Origin of the sequence: Candidatus Igneacidithiobacillus taiwanensis (assembly GCF_031962545.1) — a bacterium.
Lineage (GTDB): Bacteria > Pseudomonadota > Gammaproteobacteria > Acidithiobacillales > Acidithiobacillaceae > Igneacidithiobacillus > Igneacidithiobacillus taiwanensis.
In genome coordinates, this window is sequence record NZ_JAVRKK010000202.1 from 1 (window position 1) to 3,016 (window position 3,016).

The following is a 3,016-nucleotide window of genomic DNA, read 5'->3' on the forward strand; positions in this document are numbered from 1 at the left end:
CCGCGATGACGACCGTACTTCCGGAATATAACCCCCATCCGATTTTGCAGATGGAAAGGAAGCCGTTGAGGACGGTTGATGCAAGCATCCAGCGTGATTTTTGCTGGTCCTGGCTGCTGGTATTAGGTAGTGTGATTTCCGTCATGCCCAAGCGCTTACCATGTGTCCGGTGAAGATTCTGTTAGCAATTGAATCACCTCCAGAAAAAAGGGGCCGGCAGGCCCCCAGGATACGTCAGCGGCAATACGTAATGCTACTTGAAACGTTTGCGGGTATAGAGGTACATGATTCCCGCGATTCCGATATAAACAGCGGGTAGAAAGAAAATAATATCTTCCAGATCGGCATACTGCATGATGACCTCCTAGCGTTTGGTAATGCCCTGCTGCGACATTTCTTCGTCCTGGCTATCGAACATGGCTGCGCCTGCGGCCGAAACGAGGACGATCATGGTGGTCCCGATGAGCCAGGCAAAGTACCACGGACCATAGTCGCCAAGGATCACCGAAAGAAAGAGTGCAAGGCCCAGGATGACGGCAGCACTTACAAGGGTAAGCAAGTTTTTCATGGGAGAAACTCCTTAGTAGGCGTGGGTATCGCTTGGGCTCGGACTCTTGACCTTGCCGCGCATGACCCGAAAACACCAGGTTGTGTAGGCGAGGATGGTAGGCACGAAGATAGCACTAAAGATGGTCATCCAAACCAGGTTGTATTCACTACCCGTGCCGTTCCACACCGTGATGCTCTGGGCGGGGTTGTCGCTGGAGGGCATGAGGAAAGGGAACATGGAGACACCCGCTGTGCCGAGCACGCCGATCCAGGCGACGGCCCCCAGCCACCAGGCCAACGTCGACTTGTTGGCGCGCATGGCCAAGCTTCCCGCCAGCATGGCCAGGATGGCAATGACTGGAATCAGCCAGAGGATGGGTGCCGCAGCATAGTTGTGCAACCAAGCGCCCGCTACCCGGGTAACATCCTGGGCGGCGGAAATATTGGCTGGCATGGCAGCATCCGCATGGTGCAGCACATAACCGTCCAGGCCGGATACCCAGAAACCACCGATGACGAACAGTACCACACTGACCAGCCCAGCTACGGAGCCAATCTTTTTGGCCCGACTATAGATGGGATCCGTTCCCCGGATCATCAGCATGGCAGCCCCTTGATACATGGCCAGACTCAAGGACAGCAGGCCACAGAGGATGGCAAAGGGATTGAGTAGATAGGAAAGGAAGGACTCCGTTTGATAATACTGACCATCCCAGCCAAAGTGGAAGCCCACTCCTTCGAGAATGTTTCCAAAAGCCGCACCATACACAATCATGGGCAGTGCGCCGGAAATCAAAAAGGCCCAGTCCCAGGTATCCCGCCATTTCTCGGCAGGAACCTTGGAGCGGTACTCGAAGGCCACCGGTCGCATGATCATGCTAAAGAGCAAGAGAATCATGACAATGTAGAATACCGAAAAGGACGTGGCATAGAGGCTGGGGAAGGCGGCAAAAATCGCCCCACCACCCAGAATGAACCAGACCTGGTTACCATCCCAATGGGGACCAACGACATTGAGGGCCATGCGCCGCTCGGCATCATTTTTGCCCACAAAGCGCAGTAGCGTCCCCACCCCCATGTCCATTCCTACCATGATGGCCAGCCCCATGAGCAAGATGCCCAGGAGTAACCACCATAAGACTTTCAAGAATACATAAGCATCCATCGTATGTTGCTCCTTTTGGGCGGGGCAGACGTGCCCCGCATTTTTTTATTGCCGATCCAGACTGGCTTTGGCAAAGGCCGGTTTTCCTGCCAATCCACCGCCAGCAGCCGGGGCCGCATCGCCGTGGTGCTCTTCCTGCGGACCCAGTCGGGCGTATTTAAACATCAGGTAGAGCTCGGCAATGATGAAACTGCTGTAGAGGACTGCAAAACCAATCAACGAAAAGACCATGTAAGCCACAGAGTGGCTGGAAGCCGAGACAAAGGTTGGGAGCCATCCATACACGGTCCAGGGTTGGCGCCCGTTCTCGGCAGTGATCCAGCCGAACTCCACTGCAATCCAGGGGAGAGTGATACTCCAAAGTGCTACTTTCAGCAGCAATGGATGCCGTTCTACTTGATTTTTCAAGCTGTAGTAAGCGGCAAAGGCAAAGAGGATCAACATGGCAAAGCCCGCTGCGACCATGAGCCGGAAGGCCCAAAACTCCACCCAGACATTGGGAATGGTGGCCTTGGCCGTTTTGTCGAGCACGCTCGGAAGATTGGCTTGATTTACTTTGGCCAGATCCTGATCGGGGGCAAATTCCTTGGCCAGGAAGCCATAGCCCATATCATTTTCATATTGCTTGAAGGTCGCCAAGGCAGCCGTGTCACCATGGTCGGCATTATAGGCCTTGAGGGCGAGCATGGCCTTGATACCATTCTCGATCTTGGGCTTGGCCTGTTGCTCCAAGTCAAGAATGCCGGGGATGACCGTGGTTTCGGTATGGGTCAACAACGGGGTCAGGATATAGGGAATGCTGATTTCAAATACATTCTTCTGGGCTTGGCGATCGGGGATGGCGATCAGATTCCAAGGCGCCGAAACCGGATGGTTGTCGGTCTTCCAGATGGCTTCCATGGCGGCGAGCTTGGTAGGCTGCGAGTGGGCATCAATATAACCCAAGGCATCCCCCAGGGTGATCACGCCGACGCTGGAGATTACCCCAAAAATACTCGCGATCCGGAAGGAGCGTAGGGCCAACTCCCGATGTCTTTTGTTCAATAGGTAGTACGCGGAGATGGCCATCACAAACATGGAGCCCGTCACAAAGCCAGCTACCGAGGTATGGACAAACTTGGCCTGGGCATCGGGGTTAAAGATCAAGCCAATGAAGCTGGTGAACTGCATCCGCATGGTATTGGGATCAAACGTTCCACCTTGGGGATCCTGCATGAAGCCGTTGGCGATGAGAATCCAGAGGGCCGAGAGGTTGGAGCCCAGCGCCACCAGGTACGTCACCACCAAGTGGGCCTTGGGGGA

Annotated in this window: 3 protein-coding genes; all 3 read right to left on the reverse strand. The window is 54.7% G+C overall.

Annotated elements, in window-relative coordinates; genetic code table 11:
* Positions 1-364 precede the first annotated feature (364 nt).
* Positions 365-568 (reverse strand): hypothetical protein, encoded by a 204-nt coding sequence (locus RTI30_RS13645; RefSeq protein WP_312284063.1) that lies wholly within the window; start codon positions 566-568, stop codon positions 365-367.
* A gap of 12 nt (positions 569-580) precedes the next feature.
* Complete coding sequence (gene cydB / locus RTI30_RS13650) at positions 581-1,714, reverse strand: cytochrome d ubiquinol oxidase subunit II (protein WP_312284064.1); 1,134 nt, start codon at positions 1,712-1,714, stop codon at positions 581-583.
* A gap of 45 nt (positions 1,715-1,759) precedes the next feature.
* A partial coding sequence (locus RTI30_RS13655) for a cytochrome ubiquinol oxidase subunit I (RefSeq protein ID WP_312284065.1) occupies positions 1,760-3,016 on the reverse strand: 1,257 nt, incomplete at its 5' end.